Below are 2,974 nucleotides of genomic sequence, written 5' to 3'. Positions count from 1 at the left end.
CCGGATTTGTAATCAATTTTTTTAACTGTAGCCATTAAGCTTAAACCTCCTAAAAAAGGGCATAAAAAACCCCGTTTTCTTTCATTTACGTTGAAAAAAACCGGGCATAATGCTACAATATAATAAGACGAAAGGTATATTGTGCTTATGCTCGGTATATCTACAACCGCTCTCTTGTTGGCGCAGGAGGGCGGTTTTTTATTATAATTCCAAACCGATTAGATCATAAAAAACATCTTCAGGAATAATCTCAATATCAAAACCTTTTGATTTAAAAGCTTCGGCCTTTTTATGCTTAATACTTTTTCCGTCTTTAATGCTCTTACAATAATCATTATTTCCCAGTATCAAATAATTAGTTTTCTTAGTGATGCCTTTTCCACAAGAACCGCCTAAATTTACAACTATTTGCTGAGCTTCTTTTCTGACCATCTTATCAAGGGAACCGGTAAAAATACATTCTCTATTAAAAAAAGGGTTTGATTCATCAATTTCACTGGATTCTGGTAGAAGTTTTCTAGGGTCAAAACTATCTTGAGTTCGATAATAACGATTAAATGAATTTGAAAAATCATCAAGTGAGCCATACTTGGCAGGGATAATATTAAACATCGATTGATAGCAATTAAGAGTAAGCTCGCAATCATAAAGACTGCGATGTAATTTTGAGCTATCGAGGCTGATATCTAAATAACCAGCAACATCTGCGAGACGATGGTGCTTTTCTTCTTTGAACAACTTCCTTGCAACGCGCATTGTATCAACATAAGTAATTTTCAAATCGACTTCGAATAGACGCTTTAAATTATGCGTTATAAAATTTATATCAAAACTGACATTATGGCCAATAACAATAGAATCAGAAATAAATGGCGTGAAATCCGACAGGACATCTTTCAAGTCAGGAGCGCCGTTAAGCATTTCATTTGTTATGCCAGTTAGCTCTGATATGAAGTTATCGACGTAATAATACGGCCTACCATCATCAGAATACAGATAAATAGCCTCATCTTCTTCTTTTGGGAAAAGCGGCATAAAATACGAGTCAGGTTTAGTTAGGGATGAAAACTTAGAGATGACAACACCATTCACCACTCTTAAGGCAGAGATCTCAATGATTGAATCATAAGTTGGCGAGAGGCCTGTTGTTTCAATATCAAGTACAATAAATTCGTCCGGGAATGAAATAATACTGTTCGGCTTAGCTTTAGTCATAAGTTACTCCTTTCTATCATACAAATAAAAACATAATTTAGCCCACTTTATCCTTTGCAACGTCGATACCTGGTGAAACTCCAGACGTTGAAAAACGACGTTCGTCTTCCAGTTCTTTTCTGTAAGATTCTACCTCCAGATCTATCGCCTCATCTTCACTAGCTATGGCGCCACCAAAGACATTCGCAAAATAACCCTTGAAGATCTTTCGATGATCTGGGGAAAGCTTCAGATATTCTTGCAAAATCTTTATATCCAACTGATCGAGGTTGTATTTACTTTGAAGTTTCATCAACTCGTCGTCTGGGGTAGGGCTGAACATCCCGTCTGAGCTACCACCGTATCTTAACCATTTTTCAGAAACACCATATTCACGGCAAACATCTGAAACGACACGGTCAGATAAAGAACGCTTACCGTTTTCGAGTTCTGATATTGTCGGTTTTTTCAAATTAATCTTTTTTCCAAATTCTGCTTGAGTTAAACCAAGAGAGATTCGGATATCTTTAAATCTTGAATTCATCACAATTACTCCTTTGCGGATATTATACAACGCAAAAGTTCGGAATGCAAACTTTTATTTAAAAATAATTTGACAAAGTTTGAAAACAGAACTATAATGTTCACAAACAAAACAAATTAAATTTAAAGAGGTGAACCGAAATCTGCGACAGCAAGGAGGTGAGAATGATGACTGACGAAAAAAACAGACTGGAAACAGAAGAGTTTGCAGAGTTACTAAGCAAGCTGGAAGACCAGGCAGCAAAAGATTTTATTTATGGTGTGGTTAAAGGGATGGTCCTGAGCATGGAATTAACCAAGATTCAGCCAGCCCAGGATGAAGACAGCGAATCACACGTGTTGGGAAAAGCTAGTTAAATTTAGAAAGGGAAGGAGGCGGAAGAGGAATGGAAACAAACATCACAGACGATCGATATGGAATAGGCGAAGAAAAGATTGAGTGGCTAAAGAGCATTGCGGCAACAGAGATTAATGAGCCATGGGCTTATTGTGCGAATAGCGGGAGAAGGGAGCTTCCAGATGAATTTTTTTCAGTGAAATACCTAAAGGAAACCCCGTTGGAAAAAATAAAGGGAACGTTCGACAGCCACGCAATCAAATAAACGAGTGGGAGATTAACAAATTGGAAGGAGGTGAAGAGGATGAAGAGAAAATCATGGAATGAAGAACAATTAAACCGTCAATTCTTTGCATTAGCGAGAGATTTTAAGCAAGCAAAAACACCAAAAATGAGAATGAAAATAACAAAAGCAATGCTGAAAATTGCAGAATATTTAGAACCAAAAAAACAAAGCGCAGAGGAAAGCCGATAGCTTACACTACCGGCACAGGTCTATTTTTGTTTTTCCAGCTGAACTATTATTTCAGCAAAGGAATTGAACGTGTCCCTGATTGATACGCCAAGGGCATAAAGCAGGTCTGATGTTTCGGCATCAACAGAAGAATCAAGAATACTGTCTTTGTAGTCAGCTTCAAACTTTGTGATTGCGTCATCCAGTGAGTTTTTAATCGAAGAGTTCACAAGTTTTCTCCTTTCAAATTATTTCAGCCGGGCATGGCTGATGCAACCATTATAGGATGGCGCAAAACAAGGGGCAAGAGTAAAAAAGATATCCCGCCTGTGGGAGATTGACAATTATGAGAGGGGAGGTGAAGAGGATGCCGTACATAACTAAAAAGGTGATTGCGCCAGAGGAAATTATAATTGACAGATATTACAGCACAAAAAAAGGAAACG

Annotated in this window: 6 protein-coding genes; 3 read left to right on the top strand and 3 right to left on the bottom strand. The window is 37.6% G+C overall.

All coding sequences use genetic code 11. From position 1 onward, the window contains the following. Window positions 1-201: 201 nt before the first annotated feature. On the bottom strand, window positions 202-1,215 hold the full coding sequence (locus PHY73_08790) for an exonuclease domain-containing protein (protein MDD3375798.1): 1,014 nt from the start codon (window positions 1,213-1,215) through the stop codon (window positions 202-204). 37 nt (window positions 1,216-1,252) lie between these two features. Further along, window positions 1,253-1,738, bottom strand: coding sequence for a helix-turn-helix domain-containing protein (locus PHY73_08785; protein MDD3375797.1), 486 nt, complete (start codon window positions 1,736-1,738; stop codon window positions 1,253-1,255). 164 nt (window positions 1,739-1,902) lie between these two features. Between PHY73_08785 and PHY73_08780 the strand changes: the two genes are divergently transcribed. The 3 genes from PHY73_08780 to PHY73_08770 are packed head-to-tail and all read left to right on the top strand — an operon-like array spanning window position 1,903 to window position 2,549. Then, a complete protein-coding gene (locus PHY73_08780; GenBank protein ID MDD3375796.1) occupies window positions 1,903-2,094 on the top strand; it encodes a hypothetical protein in 192 nt (63 codons plus the stop codon). A gap of 29 nt (window positions 2,095-2,123) precedes the next feature. After that, window positions 2,124-2,339, top strand: coding sequence for a hypothetical protein (locus PHY73_08775; GenBank protein ID MDD3375795.1), 216 nt, complete (start codon window positions 2,124-2,126; stop codon window positions 2,337-2,339). A gap of 39 nt (window positions 2,340-2,378) precedes the next feature. After that, complete coding sequence (locus PHY73_08770) at window positions 2,379-2,549, top strand: hypothetical protein (GenBank protein ID MDD3375794.1); 171 nt, start codon at window positions 2,379-2,381, stop codon at window positions 2,547-2,549. Window positions 2,550-2,569: 20 nt separating this feature from the next. Here the strand turns inward: PHY73_08770 and PHY73_08765 are convergent, their stop codons facing one another. Then, window positions 2,570-2,758, bottom strand: a complete 189-nt coding sequence (locus PHY73_08765; GenBank protein MDD3375793.1) for a hypothetical protein — start codon at window positions 2,756-2,758, stop codon at window positions 2,570-2,572. Between the last annotated feature and the right edge of the window lie 216 nt (window positions 2,759-2,974).

It is taken from the genome of Candidatus Omnitrophota bacterium (assembly GCA_028693815.1).
Taxonomy (GTDB): Bacteria; Omnitrophota; Gorgyraeia; order Zapsychrales; family Aceulaceae; genus Aceula.
The sequence above is the reverse complement of the archived record's forward strand: the minus strand, read 5'-3'. Positions and strand labels throughout refer to the sequence as shown.